Below are 22,942 nucleotides of genomic sequence, written 5' to 3' on the forward strand. Positions count from 1 at the left end.
GCAAACAGAGGACTCCAAACGTCTGGTGATCGCCCCGCCCTGCATTACCAGACGCGAAGCGTCACGGTACACCTCGAACTCAAGATTGTCTGCCAGTGTTCGTTTCACGGTCAGCAACGATCCCTCTGGATGCTTTCGGGACCATGCGCGAGAACAACTCGAACATCACTACGCAGACAATGTGGAACGACTGCGCTTGACATGGCCCGTCAGTTCGATGCATGATGCATCATCACTAAAAAACATTGTTATAGAGGCTATCACGTGACAAAAACAGCATATTGTGCCCATGAAAAGGATGCCGCGTACCTCCTGCACGGTTACACCAATCTGCAGTCACACCTGACCCAAGGACCGCTGATCATTGAGTCCGGTGATGGCATCTACGTCGTCGATTCTGAAGGGAAGCGCTATATCGAGGGCATGGCCGGGCTGTGGAGCACGGCGCTGGGCTTTAGCGAGCAGCGCTTGGTTCAAGCAGCAAGTCGGCAGATGGAAAAGCTGCCCTACTACCACAATTTTTCGCACAAATCACACTCGCAGCAAATCGAACTGGCCGAACGCCTCGTAAAAATGGCGCCCGTGCCGATGAGCAAAGCGTACTTCGCGAATTCCGGGTCCGAGGCCAACGACACGGCCATCAAGATGATCTGGTATCACTTCGAAGCACTGGGCCAATCGCAGCGCAAGAAGATCATTAGCCGCCAACGCGCCTACCACGGCACCACGATGGCTTCAGCCAGTTTGACCGGCCTTCCGAACAATCACCGATCCTTCGGTCTGCCATTGCCATTCGTGCGACACACCTTGTGTCCGCACTACTGGCGCGAAGGCCTCCCTGGCGAGACTGAAGAACAGTTCGCGACACGCTGCGCCGACGAATTGGAAGCACTGATACTTCGCGAAGGTCCCGACACTGTCGCCGCCTTCTTCGCTGAACCGGTGATGGGAGCTGGTGGTGTCGTCGTGCCGCCCGCCACGTATTGGGAGAAAATTCAGGACGTACTGAAACGCTACGAAATCTTGCTGGTCGCCGATGAGGTGATCTGCGGTTTCGGCCGCACCGGCCGCATGTTCGGCTGTGAGACCTTTGGCATCAAACCGGACATTCTTGAGTTGTCGAAGCAACTCACCTCCAGCTACATGCCGATGTCGGCACTTCTAGTCAACGACCGAGTTTTCGGGCCGATCGCCGAAGAAAGCGGTCGCATCGGTGTGTTCGGTCATGGTTTCACCGGTGGTGGCCACCCGGTGGCAGCAGCCGTCGCCAACGAGACCTTGGACATTATCAACGAGCGCAATCTGGTCGCGCATGCAGCCGACGTCGGAGCTCATTTGCAGACGAGCCTGAGGGAACTGAGCAGTCACCCTCTGGTCGGCGAAGTGCGTGGTGTTGGCCTGATCGCGGCGGTTGAACTGGTCGTCAACAAAGAGGAAAAGCGCGGCACTGATCTGCCAGGCCAGCTCGGCGCCTTGGTCAATGGTTTCCTGCAGCAGCGCGGCGTGATTTCGCGCAATATGGCTGACGCGCTGGCCTTTTGCCCGCCGTTGATTATCACCAAGCCGCAGGTGGACGACATGGTCAATCATCTCCGGCTGTCGCTCGACGATGCTCTGAAGGCACGTCGCTGAATGCCGCTCGATGTATGACAGGCATGCTCAACATTTCGATGAATCTATTGGCCCGCCAATGAAAACCACGAACTTTCAGCATTGCCTGCGCGTTCGGTACCATGAAACCGACCAGCAAGGTATCGTTTATCACGCGCGCTATCTCGAGTACCTCGACGTGGCCATGACCGAATACTTTCGCCACCTTGGCTGGGACTACAAGCCATTGCTGGCTGAGGGTTGCGATCCTTCGATCGTTAGCATCATGCTGGAATTCGAAAGCCCGGCGAGTTTCGAAGAAGAGATCAAGATTGCCGTACATCCGGTCAAGGTTGGAAGCAGCAGCTTCACACTAGGATTTGATATTACACGCGCGTCTGGCGACGAAAAGCTGCTTGGCGCCGAAACAGTCTATGTGAACTTCGATCCCGCAACCCGGCGCTCGAGGCCGCTGCCACCGACGGTGCGGGAGCGATTACTCGAGAATATTGTCGCAAACAATCTGGAAAGTAATAGATAAGATGAATAGCGCAGAAATCAAGAATGCCTATTGGAATACCGGAATCAGCGATGTGGAGCCCACCGCCGTTCATGCTCGTGGCTACGACGTTAATGACTTGATGGGCCGCGTGTCCTTTGCAACAACGTGCTATCTGGTGATTCGTGGCAAGCTGCCGACCCCGAATCAGGAACGCATGCTCGATGCCTTGCTCAATTCAACAATTGACTATGGGCTCAAGAAGCCCGGCACAGCAGCAGCCCGCTATTGCGTCTCGGGGAATCCGAACATGCAAGCGGGTCTGGCCACCGCAGTCTTGTCAGCGGGCGAGTACACACTAGCACCTGAAGACGCTGGCAAGTTCATCATCGAAGGGGTTGCTAAATACAAGGCTTCCGGACAGACTTTGGACACGTTCGCAACGGCCTATGTGGCTGAACTTCGGGCACGGAAGGCCCGTGTGCCCGGTTTCGGACATCCCAACTTTAAAGGGGTCGACCCTCGTTCGGAACGACTCAAGAACCTTGCGATGGGAGAAGGCATCTGGGGCGAATCCTGCGACTGGTACGAAGCGATCCACCGTGCATTCAAGCTCGCGGTGAACAAGCCGGATTTACCGATTAACGATGTTGGAATGACAGCGGCGCTATTTGCCCAACTCGGCTTTAGCCCAGCCGAAATGACCGGTATCGCAGTCATGGCGACGTTGCCTGGCGTAATTGCCCACATCACAGAAGAAATGAATAGCAAAGTCCGTATTCGTACCATTCCGGATGAAACCGTCACATACGAGCGTACCCGTCGCGATCTGGAGGCCGATCTAAAATCGGTCGGCTGGTAGCCGTTCACTCGCCAAGAGAGCCGCAGTCCCTCCCGACTGCTTGCCCCATCAGTCAAATATCCAAGAGGTTACCCATGACGACTCCACGCGACGCCGAACGCGAGCAGATTCTGGACGTGGTACGAAAGTTTGTCGAACGGGATGTGCTTCCGGTTGTCACTGAACTCGAGTCGACTGACACCTACCCCCAAGCCTTGTTCGATCAAATGGCAAAACTCGGCCTGTTTGCGCTGACTCTTCCTGAAGAGTACGGTGGCTTGGACGCCGGCTATGAAACCGTCTCGCGCGTGCTGATGGAGTTGTCCCAGGGCTGGATGACGCTATCCGGCGTCCTCACTGCCCAATTCACTGTCGCATCGATGATTCTCCGCTTCGGTACCACCGAACAGAAGAATCGTCTGCTGCCTAGCATGGCGGCGGGCGAACTCAAGGCCTGCTTCTCCATCACCGAGCCGGGCACAGGGTCCGACATCCAAGCCATCACCACCCGCGCCAGGAAGGAGGGTGACGACTACCTCATCAACGGACAGAAGATTTGGGCGACTCACGCCCTGAACGCCGGTCTGCTCATGGCCCTGGTTGTTACCGACCCGGAGCAAAGTCCGCGTCACAAAGGCATCACTGCGATGTTAATTGAAAAGCAACCCGGCGCGACTCACCTGCCAGGGCTCGAAATACGCAATCAAAAAAAACTCGGTTATAAAGGCATGGAGTCGTCCGAGATTTTCTTTGACGATATGCGCATTCCCGCCAGTTCAGTTCTCGGCGGCGATGCTGGCCTGGGAGTTGGTTTCAAATACACCATGGGTGGCCTCGATTCCGGCCGCCTGTCGGTGTCCTCTTCGGCCATCGGGATTGCGTTAGGCGGTCTGAAACGGGCGCTTGCCTATTCACAGCAACGCAAGACCTTTGGCCAGCCCATTTGTCAACACCAGGCCATTCAACTCAAACTCGCGCAGATGGCCACCAAGATCGAAGCGGCCAAGGCCTTGACTCTGCAAGGCGCACGCAAGATGGACAACGGCGAACGCGCCGACCTGGACATGGCGATGGCCAAACTGTTCGCGACCGAAATGGCCATGGAGGTCACTATCGACTCGATGCGCATTCATGGTGGTTTCGGCTATTCGCCCGAATTCATGGTCGAACGCTTTTTCCGCGAAGTACCGGTATTGATCCTGGGAGAAGGTTCGAACGAGATTCTGCAGATTCTGATTGCCCGAAAACTGGTTGAAAACAGCCCCGCTTGAACACCGTCCCGCAATCAAAATATGGGAATTCCCATGAAGACGACAGTCCATTTGAGTTTTGATCTTGATGCCCTGTCAAGCTGGATTACGTCGTTCAAACAGACATCCCCTACGCCGATTTCGCGTGGAGAGTTCGGTGCGCGCGTCGGTGTCCCGCGTGTACTGGACCTCCTGCACAGGCTGCAAGTACCAGCTACGTTCTTCGTGCCCGGCCACACAGCGCTGACCTTCCCGGAAGCGGTGAGGGCCATCGCTGCAGAAGGGCATGAAATAGCCGCACACAGCTTTCTTCATGCCTCACCGGTTGGCATGAGCCGGGAGCAAGAGCTGAACGATTTTATTGCCGCCGAAGAGGCTCTGGAACAAGTCGCGAAGGTAAAGCCGATTGGTTACCGTTCGCCAGCGTGGGACTTGAGCGTCAACACACTCTCGATCTTGGCCGAACGTGGCTACCTCTATGACAGCAGTCTAATGGCAGACGATTATCGCCTCTATAGACCACGCATAAACGATGAGGTGCAATCGGATGGTCGGGTCGTATTCGGCCCGAACTCGAGCCTAGTGGAGTTCCCGGTCGCTTGGGAGTTGGACGATTTTGTTTATTTCCAGTTTATGGGCAAACCGCCGCTGAATGGATTACGCTCGGCCGAGGAAGTTGGCGCAATCTGGTGGGCCGAGTTCGACTATTGCGCAAAACATGTCGAGGGTGGCGCCTTCACGCTGACCATGCACCCGGAAGTGATCGGACGCGGCCCGCGTATCGTCATGCTAGAAAGCCTGATCCAGCGCATGAAGGCAATCCCCGGGGTACAGTTCTCGCGCATGAGCGAGACGGCCGAACGCTACAACCAGTCAATGCCGATGGCCTAAACCAAAACGGGAACTTCAACTTGTCGCCATCATCTCTGCTGCCGTTTGGCAGCGCAGCCAATATTGCCAATGCGATCCGCAACGGTTTCCTGAGTAGCCGGGAAGCGCTCGAACATTTCATTGGGCGCTTGGACAGCCACAACGCCTCCCTGAATGCTGTGGTCACCCTTCGATTGGACGAGGCACGCGCCGAAGCTGACGCAGCGGACCGCGCGCGTCAGCGTGGTGGATTCATAGGGCCGCTACACGGCGTGCCGATGACCGTCAAGGAATCGTTCCGCCTGGCGGGTACTCCCACGACATGGGGACTTGAAAAATTTGCCCATTCAATCCCGACTGACGATGCCGTCGCCGTACGTCGCCTGAAAGAAGCTGGCGCGGTCATATTCGGCAAAACCAACGTACCGGTATTGTTGGCCGACTGGCAAACATTCAACCCCGTTTACGGCACGACAAACAACCCGTGGGACGTTGCTCGCTCGCCTGGCGGGTCTTCTGGCGGAGCCGCAGCGGCTATTGCGGCGGGGCTTACGGGACTCGAATTGGGCACCGACATAGGTGCCTCGATTCGCAACCCGGCACACTATTGTGGCGTGTACGGGCACAAGCCGACGTTCGGCATTGTCACCCAGTCGGGCCATGCGCTGCCGGATGTGGTTTCCGAGCCGGACATGGGCGTCATCGGTCCACTGGCGCGTAGCGCGAGCGACCTCGCGCTCGTATTAGATGTAATCAGTGGTCCAGCGGACATTGCAAACAGGGCGTGGCGTCTTGATCTGCCTGCGCCGCGAAAGACCGAACTCAGTGCCTTCCGTGTAGCGTTCTTGTTCGACGCACCCAACGCACCGGTCGATACCGAAGTGGCGCAGCAACTTCAAAAACTGGCTGATTTTCTACGCGACAGCGGCGTGCAGGTCACGGAGAACGCCTGGCCTAATTTCGACCGCGACGAAATGTACCGCCTGTATGTAAGGCTGCTCCGCTCGACCACGTCCCGCAATCACACGTCCGCCGAGGTGCTGCGTTTTCGTGAGGAGGTCGGCACCAGGTTCGCCGACACCGACGACTATTGGTGGCTCGCACGGGAAGCGGCCGCGATGGGACATCGCGACTGGTTGCTGCTCAACGAGCTACGTCATCGTATCCGCATGAAATGGGCTGCTTTCTTTCAAGACTTTGATGTGCTCGTCTGTCCGGCCGCGTCCACTACGGCTTTCACGCATGATCATTCTCTACCCCGCCACGAACGCCGAATCACAATCAATGGCGAGCCGGTGCAATCGATCCACCAGATGTTCTGGGCCAGCATGGCCACGCTGGCTTATTTGCCCGCTACGGTAGCCCCCATCGGCGTGGGTAATTCGGGCCTGCCCGTGGGAGTGCAGATCATCGGAGCCCAGTATGACGACCACACCACCATTGAGTTCGCCCGCTTGCTCGAAACTCAATACCAAGCCTTCACTGCGCCGCCCGCATTTGCGGCGTGAAGATATACGCGATACGCTCGTCCAACCTTAGAGAAACGCACCATGACACAATCCACCAATCGTCCGCCAGGCAAATATTATGAAGAACTCAACGTCGGCGATACTTGGGAAACCAAGTCCCGCACCGTCACCGAGACGGATTTGGTGAATTTCACCTCGTTCTCCTGGGACACCCACCCGATGCACACCAACGCAGAATATGCCAGGAACTCACCGTTCGGTCAGCGCCTGATGCACGGACCCGGCGTTTTCGCGATGGCATCGGGACTCGAGATCGGGCTTGGCTTTAAGGAAGGCACGAGCCTGGTGATGCTGGGCATGACGTGGAACATGAAAAATGTGGTGTTCATCGGCGACACCATACGCGTGTGTGAAGTCGTGGCCTCCAAGCGCGAAACCAAGAAGCCGGACCGGGGTATCGTAACGTTCGACCTGCAGGTGCTCAACCAGAGGGATGAAATCGTTCAGGATGGTCAGTGGGTAATCATGTTCAGTCGTATTCCGGCCGAGTTTGCCTGACGTCCCGAATGGAGGGCATCTCACGATGCCTATCGAAAAACAACCCGGCGTGATTCATCCGCCGGGACTCGAAAACCGCAACCGTGAAAAACTCAGCTAAAAATATATGGAATCCTTCGAGATTGTTCTTGACGGCTTGAACGAGTTCCCCGAACGATGACTATTGATCCCGAGCATCCGCTGATGGAAGCGATTCGCCAGCACCCGTTGCATATCGCGCTGGGACGCCAGAGCGTGCGGGCCGCCGGTGGTGAGGCCTGGATCGAGGCACGAGTCGGCGAACTGACGGTCAATGCCTATGGCCGCACTCATTCCACCTTCCTGACTACCTTCATGGACATGGCCGCATTTGCCGCGTCATTAAGCCTTTTACCTGCAAGCAGAAAGGCAAGTACGTTCGATGCACACTACTCGATGATGAACGGTAGCAAGCAAGGCGACGACGTGCATTTTTACGCCACGGTAATCAAAAATAGCAACACTTTGAAGTTTGTGAATGTCACTGCAACGTACACCGACACACTCCTGGCGCAAGCACTCATCGTCCAGGCCGTTCTATAGGCCGGTACAGCATAAGCGCGAGTTTCCGACCACGTGGCTTCTGCAATTGAGAAGGTCGACGAACGCGACCGCAACCCAACTTGGGGAGGCAATCCATGAGCGAGGATGCCCAGACCTTTTGTAAGCGCCTCATGACGGCCGTTATCCGTATTGCGATGAAGGAAGGTAATTTGGTTCCCACCAAATATTTTGGTGGGAACCAAAGTGGCCGAGATAATCGATAGCAGAAGCCCGGCGCCGGGTAAGCGCCCGAACTTTCCGCGAGAGTTCAAACGGCAGCTCGCCGAACAAACCTTTGAGCCCGGCGCGTCTGTGTCGTTGGTTGCGCGTCGCAATGACATTAATGCCAACCTGCTGTTCAGATGGCGTCGCCAATATCTTCAGGGCGCGTTCGGCGTTCCACTTCCAGCGCACGCGCGACAGCAATCCGTTGTTGACGTTGAACCGTTACTTCCCGTGAGCGTTGTCGCCGAAGCCGAAGGCTCATCGTCCACATGTGGGGACTTGCCCGAGAACGTCTGCGAGATTGAATTCGACCGTGCATGCTTGCGCATCCGCGGCAACGTGTCGCCGGATCTACTGCGATTGCTCATTCGAGAGCTGTCCCGATGATCGGGCTACCGGCGGGCACCCGCATCTGGATCGCGGCTGGCGTCACGGACATGCGCTGCGGATTTCAGGGACTGGCGGCAAAGGTTCAGACTGCACTGGAAGAGAATCCGTTAGACGGCAATGTGTTCATCTTCCGGGGTCGGCGTGGTGACCTCATCAAGATCCTGTGGGCCACGGAGGACGGCCTGTGGCTCCTGGCGAAGCGACTTGAGCGAGGACGTTTTGTCTGGCCAAAGGCCGACGGCGGCAAGGTGCATCTGACACAGGCACAGCTGTCGATGCTGCTTGAGGGCATTGACTGGCGGCAGCCGCGTAGAACAGCGGCGCTATCGATGTTGTAAACGCTTCGGCGTACGCGTAAACTCCCGCGCATGACCGATGATGCCCGTCTTCCAGATGACATCGATGCGCTCAAGGCCTTGCTGATCGAGGCTCGTTCCCAGCTTGCCGAGCGCGATATCGAGATCGAGCAGCTCAAGGCCCACATCGAGAAATTCAAACGGATGCAGTTTGGCCGCAAGTCCGAGCAGCTGGACCGGCAGGTCGAGCGGCTTGAAACGGAACTTGACGAACTCACCGGAGGACGCGGTGTCGCCGACGTTCGCCGCGCCCGCGCAACGGGCACAGGTGCGGCCGCTGGCGCAACATCGTCGAAGGAGGCGTTGCCGCCTCATCTGCGGCGCGAAAACCTCGTGCTCGAACCTGATTCGCGATGCCCGAACTGCGGCAGCGCCATGCAGCCACTCGGCGAGGATATGTCCGAGCAGCTCGCCCGCGTCGCCGCTATGTTCAAGGTGATTCGCACGATCCGGCGCAAGGCAGTCTGCACCTGTTGCAATCACATCTCGCAGCCGCTCATGCCTAGCTTGCCAATTGAGCGCAGTATTGCGCATCCGAGCCTGCTTGCCGACATCCTCGTTTCGAAGTTCGCGGATCATCAACCGTTGTACCGGCAGTCGGCGATCGCTGCGCGCGACGGGGTGAAGCTTGACCCCGCGAGCATGGGGCGCTGGGTCGGCCAGTGCGAGGCGTTGTGCGAGCCATTGACCGAAGCGCTGCGCGTCTACACGATGGATACCGTCAAGCTGCACGCGGATGACACACCAATTCCAGTGCTTGCCCCGGGAAATAAAAAGACGCGCACGGGGCGACTGTGGGTGTACGTTCGTGACGACAGCCGCTCAGGCTCGACTGACCCGGCCGCAGTCTGGTTTGCCTACTCACCTGATCGAAAAGGGATCCATCCGCAAACTCATCTCGCTGGATTCGAGGGCGTTCTGCAGGCCGACGCCTATGGTGGCTTCGACGAGCTGTACGTGGGCGGCAAGATCCGTGAGGCGGCTTGCTGGGATCACGCGAGACGGTACATATACGATGTTCACGTACGCACGCCGACCGAGGCGACGAGGTACGTACTCGAACGGATCGGCGAGCTCTACGGCATCGAGGCCAAGATCCGCGGCAGGCCCGCCGTCGAGCGACTACGGGTAAGGCAGGAAAGCAGCCTGCCGTTGCTCGAGGCCATCCATGCATGGATGGTGGAAAAGGTCGCGACCCTGTCGGCTAAATCTGAACTGACCAAAGCGATACGCTACTCGCTCAATCAATGGGAGGCACTCGTTCTGTACTTCGAAGACGGTCGCATCGAGATCAGCAACGCGCTCGCAGAAAACGCCTTGCGCTGCGTGAGCCTGGGAAGGAAGAACTTCCTCTTTGCGGGGTCCGACAGTGGCGGTGAGCGGGCCGCTGCAATGTACGGTCTCATCGGAACATGCAAGCTGAACGACATCAACCCGCGCGTGTATCTCGAATACGTCCTGACGCACATCGCTGATCACAAAATCAGTCGCATCGACGAACTGCTGCCCTGGAACGTGATTGGCAAATTGCCCACGCAATCCGCTCCGCCATCCGCGACAACCTGATCTCCGCAACGTTGCCGGCAAACACCCGCGAGCCCTCAATCAACGCGCCATCACTAGCGTGCCACGCGCGCGCGATCGATCGCACACGGCCGGAGTGAGGCGCTTACGACCTTTTTGGCCTTGCGTGTGACACGCTTTGGTGACGGCGACAAGGGAAGCTTCGACCGCGCGGACAAGATGCCTGCCTGCAACCGGGCACATCACTGTCTGACTTGGCTCTGAAGGCGGGGAGGAGGTGAATGCTGATATGACTCTGTGTTGTCAATCGGGATGGGTTTGTTTTAGTTTGTCGACTGCATATCTGTGAATTTCCTGAGGGCGACGTAGCTGTACATCTCGACGGTGGATCACGCTTCTATGAGCGAGGGTTCTGTCAAGATCGCTTTTTCCCAAACTTTCATAAAGTGTCTCCGATCGATCTGGCCGGAAGTCGCCGTGGCGCTCGTGAGAAGAACCAGCATCTCACCACCTTCTATCCGCTGGCGTGTCGCCAGCCTTATCCTGCATGCGCGTTACGCCGGAACCCTTTTCCGGGAGCATGCCCCATCTGAAAATATTCGGTTGCTTCAGCAACCCAGCGTGATCACGGGCATGTTCACTCCAACCGTGTTTGCTACGTAACTGCCTAGCCAATCCTTAACCTCCTTTCTGCGAAACCTTCGAGGAATTAAGCACGCTTAAGGTGAGCGCCTTCGGGAATGACTCCGTCTTTGAGATAGCGCCACAGCGCAATGGCAAGACGTCTCGCCACCGCGACGATAGCGATACGTCGTGCGCGTCGGTTCGGCCCTGTACCCAGCGTGCGTTGGTCAAACCATTTTGTTAGTGCGCTGCCGGGCTGGTAGCGCAGCCAGGTCCATGCAATCTCGATCAGCAGCGCGCGCACCCGCCGGTTTGCCTGTTTGCTGATCCCTTGATCGACCTGGCTTTCGCCGCTGTCGTAGGGCTGAGGCACCAGCCCGACGCACGAGCCGACTTCGCGGCGATTGTTGAAGTCCCGCCAGAAGAGCTCGAGCGCAAGACGCGAGGCGCCCACTTCGCCGATACCCTTGAGGCGCGCCAGCGCATCGCAACGCTGGCGCGCGACTGCTGGCACGTTCGTCTTTCGCGTGCTTTCCAGCACCGCAAGTTGCTGTTCGACGAGGGCCAGCCGGTCGCACTCACGCCGTAACCGCTCATACAGCTCGCGCGGTAACGGTGCACCGTCGTGGCATCGCACTTCGTCGCGCTCGAGCCGGTCCGCGAAAGCCCGGTGATCGACCGGATCCCAGCAGCCGAGGGTGGCCAGCAGCTTGCGCATGCGATCCTGGTGCTGCAGGATTTCCTTCTGTAGTTGTCCGCGCTCTCGCATCAGATGGCGCGATGCTTCGTCCTCCGCTGACGGTACGCGAATCACATGCATGCGATCACGCTCGCCGCGCAGCCACGCGCGCAGGTTGATGACGAGCTTGATGACATCGAGCCGATCAGTCTTGGCCCGCCGCTGGTGGCGTTCGACCGGAATGCTGGCCGGATCAATAACGTAGCAGTCGAGGTGTCGCGCCCGTAACGCGCGCCAGATCCAGAATGCGTCCTGTCCAGCCTCATAGCTCACGGCAATCCGTACATCTGTCGGCAACGACCACCTTTCCTTATGTGCCTCGATCAGGTCCAGCACCGCCTGCAGACGCGCCGCAGCCTGCGGCTGTGCAACGGTGTGCACGGCGGGTTTCTCGCGCCGGCCGTCGTGCAACGCAACTTTCCACTTGGCCGCAGCCAGTTCCAGCGACACGGCCAAAACCATTCCGTCACCACTCGTGTACGTCTGATCGGAACACATGACGTTCTCCTTTGAGCAAACCTCGGCACGCCAATTTTAGACCTCAGCGTGGCGAGGGACGCGCTTCATAGGATCTGATATCCGCGGGTTGGGTACCGCATTACAAAGGTCCGCCCAATGAGCCTGCCGCTATCTAACCTCGCAAGTCCGGATGTATCCGTTGCCTAGCATTGTCGCGGGTTACTCGTGTGCCGGGCTACGCCGCCTTCAGGAAACTCCCCCTCGAGTGGTGGGGTGATTCAGATATCGAATTACGCCACGAGTCCATCGCACCTCACGGCAAGCGACATTGCGAGCCGGCCGATATCCCAGATGAACCCGCTGAGTTCTCGGGCGACCGCGATGACCACGATGTTCTTCTGCTTTCCACGCGCGACGAGCTTTCGGAAGCGTCGGCACAAGCGTACCTGCGCGTCCCATGCTCGATCTACGATGGGCTTAGGAATGCCTTCATGGCGACGCTGGATCTCAGGACTGACGCGGGCTGGGTGCTGATAGCTCCAGGCCGCTTCGACGAGCAGCTTTCTGGCATAACTGTTCCCGTTCTTGGTGATGCTTCCCTGACGACGTTTCTCGCCCGACGAGTGTTCGGACGGCGTCACGCCCAACCAGGCCATCAACTGCTGCGGGTGCGTGAAGCGCGACAGATCGCCCAGTTCGGCGAGCATGCCCACAGCTGTGGTGAACTGCACGCCGCGCATCGTTTGCAGGCCTAGCACGGCCGGATAGAATCGCCAGTTGAGAACCGCCTCGCGCAACGCTGCTTCCAGTCGGTCGCATTGCGCCAACCGGTCCTCGATGGTGCGTCGATGCTCCTCGAACGCAAACTGCTGCCAGGTGCTGTCGAACGCAAACGTACTCAGCCAACGCCGGTGCGATGGCCCCCAGTCGGCTCGGCCTGTGTAGCCAACTCCATGCAGAAGCAGAAAGGCCTTCAGGCGTTGTCGGGCACGCTTCAGATCGTCCTTTGCACTTACCCAGGCACGTGAGAGATCGCGGAAGGCTTCGTCCTCCACGGTGGGCACATACACAGCCGACAGGTCGCCGGCGCGAAGCGAGCGCACGAGCTTCACTGCATCACGTCGATCCGTCTTGACGCGTTCACCTGGCTTCTTTGGAATCAATGAAGGCGCGCATACCATGCAGTCGATTCCTTTCTCGACCAGTTGCCGGTAAAGTCCATAACCGCACGGACCGGCCTCATAGACGACGTGTACGCGTCGCGCTTTGGACTGCAGACGCTTGCACAGACGGTCGATATCGGGCTTGGTCGTCCCGATCTTGCCGAGCAGTTCGACCTCGCCCATACCGGTCGCGTAGGCGACTGTGATCGACTCCTTGTGAACATCCAGACCCACGTACAGCGTGCTATCGTGTTCCATGCTGGCCTCCGTGCGGAAATCGCCGGGTGTGGCCCTGTCCACACCGTGCGGCTCTGGCAGCGATGCTAACCCGCGTTTGATTCCTCACGCCAGGCCAGCCACCACCTCACGGAGTCATACTGACTAACCAGTTTCGCGATTGGATTGGGCACGATCAGTCACCGCAGTCGGGCTCGAATTTGAAAGCGAACCGCTCTCGCGGCCATGGATTCGCTTGCTCGCTTTACACTGACCCGCTAATGAGCGTCTCCGCCCGCGATCGCCGGAAGGTAGGATTCACTCCAAATGCTACGGATCGGATCAACGCCCGCAGGCACACCCGTCATCGGTTTATCTGGAACAGGCGATCGCCGCCTTGCAGCAACAGCGAGACATCGACGACAGCCCGATCCCGCACGTCGCGCCGCTGGACTAAAATCGCACTCACCCGACGGGCTCCTATGTGTGGCGCGCACAACAAATGCGTCGCCAAGGCACGATTGCCCCCTACGCGCTGTCAAATCGACCAGGCTGCGGTCTTAGCCGGAGATCTGATTCTTGAGCGCACCCTGTTTCGCTCGCCACAAACTGGCGAATGCTATCGGCAAAGCGCTGAAGGGCCTGGAGAGATCCGTACACACTCTTATACTCTTCGCGCCCGATACGACCATCCAGCACAACCTGCATGCCCGAATCACTGGCAATCCGTTCGATATCCATCACATTGCACCTTCAATTCTGAAGACTATGCCGGGCTCCTCTCATTCGGCCCGCGGAGAACTCCTAACGTCGGTCGGTGCGACTCCGGAGGAAACACGCACCACGATCCGTCACCATGCTGGAAAAAGAGGATTGCCAGGGGACCTGACGCCAGAAGTGCCTCTGCACGTACGCATCGCAGAGGTCCCGGTATTGCGTGACGTACCCTGGTCAGTCGAATCGGCGAGGCCGGCGTCGGCGCCAGCCATTTCTCGATTATGCTGCGCAAAGAAATCGCGTTGCTGCTCATTGCCCACCCCTCACCTTCAGTCCCGTAGTCACCGCCAACCCGAGGGCGTACTTGCTGGTCCTTGACCTGTTAAATACGTTTTATTGACCTAATAATAGTAGTTGTTTGACCTAGATTCAAGTCCGTTGAGAGCAAGGGAAAACACCGATTTATGACGCAAAATATTCGAACGAATCTCAGCGCTAACTGAATGTTTTGTATGATTTGTCTTCAACTAGCTTGTACCCGGAGACCGAACGAGCGGTTGTGAAACACGAATCCATGCCTCGCGAGCTACAGCGCCAGAAAAGATTACAATGTTTTCTACGTCCATTGAATTGACCTAGAATTTTGGAGCAGCAGATGCTAGCTTTTTGGGAGAGTCAGCATGCAACAGAAGGCAATGAAGCAAGGTGCGTTTGTTGATCCCAGGTAGCCGAGGCTCGCGACGGGGCTGGCCGCAGGGCGAAACCGGGAACTGAGCGTCACACAGATTATCCTTGCCGCCCAGCAGACGTATCGGGAGGATGGATAGGCCCGGTTTGCGACACGCTGCGTAGCGGGTCGCGTTGGAATCACGCTAGAAAATCTTCAGTACTACTTTCGCACGAAGGAGGAATTGCTACGCGCGGCGCTGCATGCATATATGCACAGACACCAAACAACTACAGGGAAATCGCAAGCCGGACAGGTTTCATGCAGCGCGACACATCCACAGTCGGAATGCTCATTCTGCCAGAATCTTGCCGGGATTAAGCAATCCCTGCGGATCCAGCGCCCTCTTGATCCTGTGCATCAGGTCGAGCTCCACTCCGCCACGCCAGTCGGCCAACATGTCGACCTTCAAGCGGCCGATACCATGTTCGGCAGAGAAGCTGCCATCGAGGCGCCGGGTTACATCGTTCACGGCATGCATCAGCTCGTCGCTATGTGCCAGGAACGTCGGACCGTCCATACCTTCCGGGGCGACCAGGTTGAAATGGATGTTGCCGTCACCCAGATGACCGAAGGGCAGTACCCTTATGCCCGGCATTAGAGCCTCGCATACTTGCGTCGCTTCGGAGATCAATTGCGGTGTGGCCGAAACCGACACGGAGATATCATTCTTGACGGATGCGCCAGCACGCGCCTGCGCTTCTGACTGTTCTTCGCGCAGACGCCACAACGCCGCCTGCTGCCCTTCACTTTCGGCAATCGCCGCATCAAATACCAGGCCGTCCTCGATCGCCTGACCCAACACCGTTTCAAGCGTTTCCCGCAAGGGTGACTCGGGCTGACTGGTACCTAGTTCGATCAGCACATAATGATCCGCGGTCGATCTCAAAGCACGCTGAGTGCCCGGGATCAGCGACAGTACCAACTCCAGTCCATCGCCGCAGATGTATTCATAGGCCTGCAGAACGTCACCGTTGGCACGCTGAAAGCGCTCCAGCAGTTCGAGCGCCGATTGCGGCGATTCGACCGACACGAGACCGACCTCCACCGTTTGAAGGCGTGGCACCAATCTCAGACAAGCGCCTGTTATGATGCCCAGCGTGCCCTCCGCACCCACAAAAAGCTGGGACAGGCAATAGCCGGTGTTGTCCTTGCGTAACCGGCGCAAACCGTGCCAAACCCGGCCGTCGGCCAGAACCACCTCCAGCCCCATCACGAGGCTGCGCGCGTTACCATATTTTATCGTGTTATTGCCGCCAGCATTGGTCGACAAAACTCCGCCTATCTGCGCGGTACCCTGAGATCCGATCATCAGCGGCAACGCGCAATCCACCTTGGCGACTGCTTCACGCGCCGCCTGCAGCGTGACGCCGGCGTCCACGACAATACTGAAATTTAGGGTGTCGATATCGCGTACACGATTCATGCGTGCTAGGGAAAGGACTATCTGGGCGCCGCTGTCATCGGGCACGCCCCCACCGACCATTCCGGTATTACCGCCCTGCGGCACTATTGATACGCCATGCGCGGCGCATAACTGCACCGCCGCCGCCACTTCCTCGGTATTGGCGGGCCGCAGCACGGCAAGACTGTGTCCTGAATATAGACGCCGCCAGTCGATTTCATACGGCTGCGCATCGGCACCATCGAGCACACCGGAAGCGCCTAGTCGCGCGCGCAACGCCGCCAATAATTCGCTCATCGATGCGTTGCTCGCAGACGGTGAAACGATGCCGGATTCCGTTCTCATAAGATTAGCATTCCCGCATTGGATCTTAATTAATATAGTTCGGCACATTCGAGGCTTTCGAAGCTTTCGATAAATTCGCCGGAAATTTGATGATTCCTCTCGTGAGACCTGCGGTATGCGATGAGGTCGGCAATAGTGCCGACCTTCAGCTTGTGCTTGCGCGCGAATACCAGCAGATCCGGCATTCTTGCCATAGTGCCGTCTTCGTTCGTGATCTCGCAGATAACGCCGGCCGGCAGCAAGCCGGCCAGACGGGCAAAATCGACAGCGGCCTCAGTGTGCCCCGGACGAACGAGCACGCCGCCATCCCTAGCCACGAGGGGAAACATATGACCTGGCGTGGTCAAATGCTCGCCGCCGAGCGATGGATCAATCGCGACCTGCACCGTGCGTGCGCGATCGGCTGCGGATATACCGGTAGTGACACCCTGGCGCGCCTCGATGGACACGGTGAACGCAGTCCCGAACTGACTGCCGTTGCGCTGCGGCATCGGCGTCAGGCCTAGCTGCGCGGCTCGGGCCCGCTGCAGCGCGAGACAGATCAAGCCGCAGGCCTGTCGTGCCATGAAAGCAATGGCCTCCGCGCTGGCGAACTGTGCCGGAATGACCAGGTCCCCTTCATTCTCGCGATCTTCATCATCGACCAAGACGAACATACGACCATGCCGTGCTTCTTCAATCAGCTCTTCAGTTGTGGCAAGCAGGCCTTGACTCTCGCTCTGTTGATAAACGTTCATCTGTGAAATTCCTCAGTCAATTGGGGTTTCGTGTTTGCTTTCCGTCTTATATTTCTCGACGGAATATAGCGGGCCACCAGGTGGCCGCGGATGTCCGAGCCAACGCGATTCCTCATCGACACGCAAGACCTGCTCGAAATGGTGGACAGCTTCCCAGAGAGGAGCAGCAGCTGATTCGGCAATGCTGAAGCCTCGCTCATCCCGAGTCAGGTCCTTCTCGACTATGAAATGGCTTTGCACCACGTGGCGCGCCGCCATTGACTGCAAAACCGGACGCAAGCCATAGTCGAGTGACAATACATGCGCCGCGCTGCCGCCAGTACCCAGGCACAACACCGCCTTCCCTGCAAGACCGAATTGCGGCAGCACGTCGAGAAACACTTTCAGCAATCCGGTGAACGATGCTTTGAAGATTGGCGTTGCGATGATGATGCCATCTGCCTGATCAATGGCTTGTACGATGTCGGCAAGCGCAACGTCAGACAAGTCACCCGTCAACAAGGTCTGAGGTGAAATATCACGCAATCGGTCATGGCGAACGCACAACGAAGGACTTGCGATATGGTCAAGCACATGATCCACCAGGAAAGCGGTTTTCGACGACGAGGACGGGCTGGCCGAGACGGCCACCACTGATCGAGTTTTCATGATATTTCCCTTTCTGATGGCCGGTCATCAACGACACTCGCCAAAGCTTGCCGGGGGTAAATGTCCGCAACGGTGATCACCAATTACCCGGCCTACATCCTTAGGCTAATGGCGAACAATTGGCGCCACAACGTAAACATTGTCTTTAGGCCGAGTTCAGCGAAACTGGACACGAGGTGATTGGTTCCGCACGAACTAAACCTGATTATCAGATCACCTCGTATTTTTCCAGGACATTATTTACATTGACTTCCACATTGTTGGACTCGACGCTTGCCTGGAATAGCATCGATAGAATCATGCGAAAAGCAATAGCGTAGCGATGAATCGACAGAAGAAACTCAAAGGACACAGAACATGCCGAGAAATCGCATCGCATTAGTTGGGACGGGTTCCATGGGCAGCGCGATCACGGAAGCGCTGGTAAAGCGAACATCGCACGACGTTTTCGTCCGCGGTTCGAAATTTGGATACGCCTCTGCCACCGCATTGTCGCAACGCCTGGGTGTTCGACAGGCGGCCGAAGCCGATATCGCCCAGAGCGACTTCGCGTTCGTGGCAATTCCGGCTTTGGCCATCGAGCAGGTCGCTGCGCTGCTGAAAGATTTCACCTGCGTAGTGATCTCGGTCACGGTAGACGAGAATGTGGGCTTTGATGGCAACAAGAGTTCCGCTCAGCAGCTCGGCGATGTACTATCAGGCGTCCGAGTGTTGGGGGCGTTCAGTTCCTTATATGACGTCGTCGTGAGGGATCCGGAACCGTCGGAAAGACAAGGATTTTCGTATTTTCGGACAGCGATGATGCCAAAACGGCTGTCCAGCCGCTTGTTGAGGAAATGGGATTCGAGTTCGTTAATGGCGGTGCCTTGCGGCTAGCACTTTACGGTGAAATCCTGAAGATGCTGGTGTCACAGCTCGGCGGAAAATCCGGCTACGGTAGAACCATCAGCTTCCGCGCATTTCAAACGATAGCCTAACAGTGCCGGCTCGGGCGGGGAATCGTTTGTCCGAGCTGGCACCGCCACTCTACTGATTACCATGCAATTGCAGGCGCGACACAACGTCGTGCGAACGACTGTCAATCGCCACGCATTCGACGAGTAACAATGATAAGGCGCTGAAAATGCAAATAGCGGCCGCTGAACGCGGGACTAAGGAGCCGCGCGGGTGGCGTGTCCAGGTAATACTCGGATCCCTGATGGCGTTGGCGTCCATATCCACCGACACTTATCTGCCAGCCATGCCCACAATGGCACATGAACTTGGTGCACCGCGCGGCGCAACTGAGTGGACCGTTTCCGGCTATCTCGTCGGGCTTAGCTTAGGGCTACTCTTCTGGGGACCGATAGGAGATCGTCATGGTCGACGGCGCCCGATCCTACTGGGTTTGGTGCTATTCGCAATTGGCTCCGCCGGATGTGCGCTGGCCGGCAGCATATGGAGTTTGATTGGCTGGCGACTTGTCCAGGCACTGGGCGCATCGGCGGGTGTCGGACTCAGTCGCGCAATGGTGCGCGATCTCTACAAGGGACACCGGGCAGCAGAGGTGATGTCGGCACTGATCACCGTTCTATCAATCGCCCCGTTGATTGGGCCAATCATCGGAGGTCAAATTCTTGCCGCGATAGGATGGCGTGCTATTTTCTGGGCGCTGGTAGGAATAGGTTTTGTCACGTTCGCCGCGTTTAGGACGTTGCCCGAGACGCTGCTGCCAAGTGAACGCGTTGCGGCCGGTATCGGCAAAGCAATTTATGGTTACTGCACGCTGTTACGGAACTGGCGCCTCCTGGCGTACCTTGGTGCGACTGGATTCTTCTATGTCGGGATATTCGCCTATATCGCAGGCGGCCCATTCGCATTGATTACTTATCACCATCTACCGCCGACCCTTTTTGGTTTCGTATTTGGTATTGGTATGGTTGGCGTCATGACATCCAGCACAATCAACATGCGTTTGGTAGGTCACCGAAGTAGCAAGCAATTGCTGAAAATCGGCGCCACTATGGCGTTGCTTTCGGGCTTGGGTGCCATTGCTGCGGCTATCACCGGATTCGGCGGCCTTTTGGGATTAGCGATGCCACTTACCTTCTACATCGCTGCAAACGGATTCGTCGTCGCCAATGCATTGACTGGTGCAATGAAACTTGCGCCCAGTAGCGCCGGTTCAGTTTCCGCCCTGGCTGGCGCCGTTCAATATGGTAGCGGCATGTTTGGTTCAACGCTGGTCGGTGCGCTAGCGGACGGAACACCGCGGCCTATGGCAGCCGTGATGGCCGTAGCCGCAGCGCTCTCTTTCCTATGTGTTTTTCTGATCAAAGACTAGCGGTGAATGGCTTACCGAATTCTCTTCAGGAGCGGGAATCAACGCACACCGTGGAGTTGTCCGGCGTTCAGTAGTTGGGTCAGACCAACGCCGATACACCGTTCGACTTTCCGAATCCAGATGAATGCGGTCTTCGTCCGCTCATGCCCGACACGGCGCAATGCGCGGACGCAACCGCGAGCCCAGATCGGAAGGTTGGCCCGCGATCCAAGCAGTTAAAGCGTTCCTTTTTCTCGCAGCTCTTCAATCATGGGAATAACATGGCGGCGCACCACCTTGCCGGCGTTATTTCTCGGAAGCGTGCCGAACAACACGACCAGAGCGGGTACCTTGTAGTGCGCCAGTTCGCTCGAGCAGTAGATCTTGAGCGCATTCAGATCCACTTGGGCGCCGACAGCCGGAACGATCGCGGCAGCCACGCTCTGGCCGAAGACTGCGTCAGGCAAGCCAACCACTGCCGCCTCAGCCACCCCCGCAAAACGCACCAGCACCGACTCTACCTCGGCCGGCGACACGTTTGCTCCACCACGGATGATCATGTCGGACGCACGACCGACGACGAAAACGTAGCCATCTTCGTCGATGCGAAGGTAGTCGCCAAGGCGGTACCAACCGTCATCGGTGAAAGCAGCCTCGGTCAGATCAGGCTCACCCCAATAGCCGTGCATCATCACCGGCGAACGAACCTGGGCCTCGCCCACCTCACCGGCGGCAGCTTCCGTGCCATCGGGTCTCAGCAAGCGTAACTGCACACCGTCCAGCAGCCTCCCTCCCGACCCGAGGCGCGGTATCGGATCGATGCTCGGATCGTAGGTTGCCACCGGAAAACATTCCGCGCTGGCATAACAATCGAGCACCGCGGCACCGGCCACGCGCTGCCATTCCTCGAAGGCTGGCTCGTTGCGCGGTTCGCCGCCCGCGATACAGCACCGCAAAAGCAATTCAGGCGCCACAGGCAGGGTCTTGATGTACTGCAGGAGCTTCACGTACATGGTGGTCACACCGAAGAAGAATGTAACCCGTTCTTCAACCAGGACGCGCAGTGCATCCGCATCCTTGAAGCGGCGCGCCAATGCCACCGTTGCGCCCACGCTCAGTGCCACCAGCGAGGTGGTCACCACGCCAGCCAACCAGGCAAGCGGCATGGGAACGAAGAAAACATCGTGCTCGGTCATATGCCAGATACTGGCGTAGATTTGCGGCCCAAGAGCCAAACTTCCGTGAGTGTGCGTGACCGGCTTTGGCCGGCCCGACGTACCCGAGGTATAGGAAATAATACCTGGATCGCCCAGCATCGCCATGGGTAGCGCCACATTGACTGGCTCCACGTCTTCAAGCAATTGATCAGGCCCAATAACCCGCACTTCAAAGTTCAGGCCCGTCTCGAGCAATGCACTCTGGACAGCAGCGAGGCGCTCCTGTTCGACCAGTATTAGCCGCGGCGTCGCATTACGAAAAGCGTATGTGAGCTCGGTCGCACCAAATGTCGGGAAAATCGTCGCTAGAACCCCGGCAGCTCGCCAGACCGCGAACATCACGATAAAGTATTCGATAGAATTCTCGGAAACGATGGCGACACGCTCGCCTCGCTTTACGCCCATCCAGACCAACTTGCATGCCAGCGACTGCGCTCGCTGATCCAACTCGCTGTAACTGATCCGCCGACCATCGGCGACGATCGCAGTCTTGTCGGGATGAAGCTGGGCAGCTTGACGAATACAGTCGCTAACTAGTGCTTTCATGCTCAATTTTTTCGTTGATGAAGCGTCGTGCACCACAACGCAAGGGAGACGTTCGGAATATATGCCGATGCAATGGTAAGACTGGACGTACTGATCTCCAAGGTGCCTCACGGTCACCGGCCGGTGGGCGACGGCCATCTGAGCCAAAAGGCGTTTTACATACGTGTCAAGACGCCGACCATCCGCCGTCCACCGCGACGACCTGCCCCGTGATGTAACTTGCCGCGTCGGAAGAGAAAAAAAGCGCAAGTGCGGCGATTTCGCCTACACTGCCGCGTCGTTGTGCCGGCACGAACTTTTTGAAGGCGTCGGGCGACGCCCCCACGGCACGGTCCATCGGTGGCGCGACGTCTCCAACGATGCGGGCTGAGTTGTCGCGCATCTCCGTCACCGTGAAACCCGGGCAGATGGCGTTGATCGTTACTCCCGATTCGGCATAGTGCGTGGCGGTATGGCGCGTCAGACCCGTCATGCCGAATTTGGATACGGTATACGGCAGCCCGTTAACCTGCACGCGCAAGGCGGCTACCGATGCAACGTTAACGATGCGTCCGCTTCGCTGGGGTACCATGACGGCCAGCGCCGCGCGAGTCGCAAAAAAGGCGCCGCGCAGATTGATATCAAGTACTAAATCCCACAATTCGTCGCTCGTCTCCAGGCATTTGGCCGCTCCGTCCGAGACACCGGCATTATTGACCAGCACGTCAAGGCGGCCCAAACGCTCATGCACACCGGAAATAAGCGCATTGATGGCGGAGGAAGAACGTACATCAACTTTAATGAATTCGGCTTTACCTCCGGCCTCGCGAATCGATGCCTCAGCCTTGGTGCCAAGATCTTCGAGAATACCGGCCAGTACTACGTGCGCCCCTGCTTGTGCCAGCCCTTTGGAAATTTCCAGGCCAATGCCACTTTCGCCACCGGTGACCACCGCGACTTTATCTTTCATGGAACACATTATGTA

Annotated in this window: 20 protein-coding genes and 1 pseudogene; 13 read left to right on the forward strand and 8 right to left on the reverse strand. The window is 57.6% G+C overall.

Annotation, left to right across the window (positions count from 1 at the left end):
- Nucleotides 1-264: 264 nt before the first annotated feature.
- The 11 genes from B0G75_RS39005 (at nucleotide 265) to B0G75_RS39055 (ending at nucleotide 10,175) form a co-directional block, all read left to right on the forward strand.
- A complete protein-coding gene (locus tag B0G75_RS39005) occupies nucleotides 265-1,632 on the forward strand; it encodes an aspartate aminotransferase family protein (protein WP_106286350.1) in 1,368 nt (455 codons plus the stop codon).
- A 58-nt stretch (nucleotides 1,633-1,690) separates the two neighbouring features.
- On the forward strand, nucleotides 1,691-2,131 hold the full coding sequence (locus tag B0G75_RS39010) for a thioesterase family protein (RefSeq protein ID WP_106286351.1): 441 nt from the start codon (nucleotides 1,691-1,693) through the stop codon (nucleotides 2,129-2,131).
- 1 nt (nucleotide 2,132) lies between these two features.
- A complete protein-coding gene (locus B0G75_RS39015) occupies nucleotides 2,133-2,951 on the forward strand; it encodes a citryl-CoA lyase (RefSeq protein ID WP_106286352.1) in 819 nt (272 codons plus the stop codon).
- A gap of 74 nt (nucleotides 2,952-3,025) precedes the next feature.
- Entirely contained in the window at nucleotides 3,026-4,201 is a 1,176-nt protein-coding gene (locus B0G75_RS39020) for an acyl-CoA dehydrogenase family protein (protein WP_106286353.1), read from the forward strand.
- Between the two features lie 33 nt (nucleotides 4,202-4,234).
- Nucleotides 4,235-5,071 (forward strand): polysaccharide deacetylase, encoded by an 837-nt coding sequence (locus B0G75_RS39025; RefSeq protein WP_106286354.1) that lies wholly within the window; start codon nucleotides 4,235-4,237, stop codon nucleotides 5,069-5,071.
- A gap of 20 nt (nucleotides 5,072-5,091) precedes the next feature.
- Nucleotides 5,092-6,558: an amidase gene (locus B0G75_RS39030; RefSeq protein ID WP_219907337.1), complete on the forward strand. Its 1,467-nt coding sequence runs from the start codon at nucleotides 5,092-5,094 to the stop codon at nucleotides 6,556-6,558.
- 42 nt (nucleotides 6,559-6,600) lie between these two features.
- Nucleotides 6,601-7,077: a MaoC/PaaZ C-terminal domain-containing protein gene (locus B0G75_RS39035; RefSeq protein WP_106286355.1), complete on the forward strand. Its 477-nt coding sequence runs from the start codon at nucleotides 6,601-6,603 to the stop codon at nucleotides 7,075-7,077.
- A 156-nt stretch (nucleotides 7,078-7,233) separates the two neighbouring features.
- Nucleotides 7,234-7,638, forward strand: a complete 405-nt coding sequence (locus B0G75_RS39040) for a PaaI family thioesterase (protein ID WP_106286356.1) — start codon at nucleotides 7,234-7,236, stop codon at nucleotides 7,636-7,638.
- Nucleotides 7,639-7,842: 204 nt separating this feature from the next.
- A complete protein-coding gene (locus tag B0G75_RS39045; RefSeq protein WP_258194950.1) occupies nucleotides 7,843-8,250 on the forward strand; it encodes a transposase in 408 nt (135 codons plus the stop codon).
- On the forward strand, nucleotides 8,247-8,591 hold the full coding sequence (gene tnpB / locus B0G75_RS39050; RefSeq protein ID WP_106314876.1) for an IS66 family insertion sequence element accessory protein TnpB: 345 nt from the start codon (nucleotides 8,247-8,249) through the stop codon (nucleotides 8,589-8,591). Before B0G75_RS39045 ends, tnpB begins: the two co-directional genes overlap by 4 nt.
- A gap of 30 nt (nucleotides 8,592-8,621) precedes the next feature.
- Nucleotides 8,622-10,175 (forward strand): IS66 family transposase, encoded by a 1,554-nt coding sequence (locus B0G75_RS39055; RefSeq protein ID WP_106314877.1) that lies wholly within the window; start codon nucleotides 8,622-8,624, stop codon nucleotides 10,173-10,175.
- A gap of 667 nt (nucleotides 10,176-10,842) precedes the next feature.
- Here B0G75_RS39055 and B0G75_RS39060 read toward each other — a convergent pair.
- From B0G75_RS39060 to ssuE, 6 genes and pseudogenes are all read right to left on the reverse strand, one after another.
- Nucleotides 10,843-11,994, reverse strand: coding sequence for an IS110 family transposase (locus tag B0G75_RS39060; protein WP_106286357.1), 1,152 nt, complete (start codon nucleotides 11,992-11,994; stop codon nucleotides 10,843-10,845).
- A 251-nt stretch (nucleotides 11,995-12,245) separates the two neighbouring features.
- Nucleotides 12,246-13,376, reverse strand: a complete 1,131-nt coding sequence (locus B0G75_RS39065) for an IS110 family transposase (protein WP_106286358.1) — start codon at nucleotides 13,374-13,376, stop codon at nucleotides 12,246-12,248.
- A 486-nt stretch (nucleotides 13,377-13,862) separates the two neighbouring features.
- On the reverse strand, nucleotides 13,863-14,075 hold the full coding sequence (locus tag B0G75_RS39070) for a hypothetical protein (protein ID WP_106286359.1): 213 nt from the start codon (nucleotides 14,073-14,075) through the stop codon (nucleotides 13,863-13,865).
- A 995-nt stretch (nucleotides 14,076-15,070) separates the two neighbouring features.
- Nucleotides 15,071-16,480, reverse strand: a complete 1,410-nt coding sequence (locus tag B0G75_RS39080) for an FAD-binding oxidoreductase (protein WP_106286373.1) — start codon at nucleotides 16,478-16,480, stop codon at nucleotides 15,071-15,073.
- Between the two features lie 146 nt (nucleotides 16,481-16,626).
- A pseudogene (gene ribB, locus B0G75_RS39085) lies at nucleotides 16,627-17,265 on the reverse strand (3,4-dihydroxy-2-butanone-4-phosphate synthase); the annotation flags it as partial.
- A 12-nt stretch (nucleotides 17,266-17,277) separates the two neighbouring features.
- Nucleotides 17,278-17,913: an NADPH-dependent FMN reductase gene (gene ssuE, locus B0G75_RS39090; RefSeq protein ID WP_106286362.1), complete on the reverse strand. Its 636-nt coding sequence runs from the start codon at nucleotides 17,911-17,913 to the stop codon at nucleotides 17,278-17,280.
- Nucleotides 17,914-18,270: 357 nt separating this feature from the next.
- Between ssuE and B0G75_RS39095 the strand changes: the two genes are divergently transcribed.
- Together B0G75_RS39095 and B0G75_RS39100 are read left to right on the forward strand one after the other, a co-directional pair.
- A complete protein-coding gene (locus B0G75_RS39095) occupies nucleotides 18,271-18,789 on the forward strand; it encodes an NAD(P)-binding domain-containing protein (RefSeq protein ID WP_106286363.1) in 519 nt (172 codons plus the stop codon).
- A gap of 247 nt (nucleotides 18,790-19,036) precedes the next feature.
- The gene (locus tag B0G75_RS39100) at nucleotides 19,037-20,236 is read left to right on the forward strand and encodes a multidrug effflux MFS transporter (RefSeq protein ID WP_106286364.1); all 1,200 of its coding nucleotides are present in this window, start codon (nucleotides 19,037-19,039) and stop codon (nucleotides 20,234-20,236) included.
- Between the two features lie 215 nt (nucleotides 20,237-20,451).
- On the opposite strand, the gene B0G75_RS39105 is transcribed toward B0G75_RS39100, so the two are convergent.
- Both B0G75_RS39105 and B0G75_RS39110 read right to left on the reverse strand, forming a co-directional pair.
- Nucleotides 20,452-21,978: a class I adenylate-forming enzyme family protein gene (locus tag B0G75_RS39105; protein WP_181196771.1), complete on the reverse strand. Its 1,527-nt coding sequence runs from the start codon at nucleotides 21,976-21,978 to the stop codon at nucleotides 20,452-20,454.
- A gap of 166 nt (nucleotides 21,979-22,144) precedes the next feature.
- Complete coding sequence (locus B0G75_RS39110) at nucleotides 22,145-22,927, reverse strand: SDR family NAD(P)-dependent oxidoreductase (protein WP_258194172.1); 783 nt, start codon at nucleotides 22,925-22,927, stop codon at nucleotides 22,145-22,147.
- Between the last annotated feature and the right edge of the window lie 15 nt (nucleotides 22,928-22,942).

Origin of the sequence: Paraburkholderia sp. BL18I3N2, from assembly GCF_003001875.1 — a bacterium.
Taxonomy (GTDB): domain Bacteria; phylum Pseudomonadota; class Gammaproteobacteria; order Burkholderiales; family Burkholderiaceae; genus Paraburkholderia; species Paraburkholderia phytofirmans.